Genomic DNA, 333 nt, shown 5'->3' on the forward strand with positions numbered 1-333 from the left:
ATGCTAAGGAAGCGGAAGCGGCCGTATTGGCGGCTATTGACTATCAGGGACCTGTTTACATTCGCCTAGGTCGTGCCGAAACGAAAGATATACATGACGATTCGTATCACTTTGAATGGGGAAAGGCGGAAGTATTACGCCAAGGATCGGATGTAAGCATCTTTGCAACGGGCATTATGACGGCTAAGGCCTTGGACGCAGCCGAAACGTTGGCAAAGCAGGGGATACAGGCGGAAGTTATTAATGTGCATACCATTAAGCCTTTGGATGAAGAAACGGTGATCGCCTCGGCGAAAAAGACGGGGAAGGTCGTAACGGCTGAAGAACACAGTA

The 333-nt window shown here is 49.5% G+C and carries 1 protein-coding gene; it reads left to right on the forward strand.

The genetic code is table 11. The features are described 5' to 3' along the window. On the forward strand, positions 1-333 hold a 333-nt coding region (locus PGX78_RS09240), incomplete at both ends, for a transketolase C-terminal domain-containing protein (RefSeq protein WP_333524056.1).

It is taken from the genome of Megasphaera sp. AF13-6AC (assembly GCF_027685385.1).
GTDB classification, from domain to species: Bacteria; Bacillota; Negativicutes; order Veillonellales; family Megasphaeraceae; genus Megasphaera; species Megasphaera micronuciformis.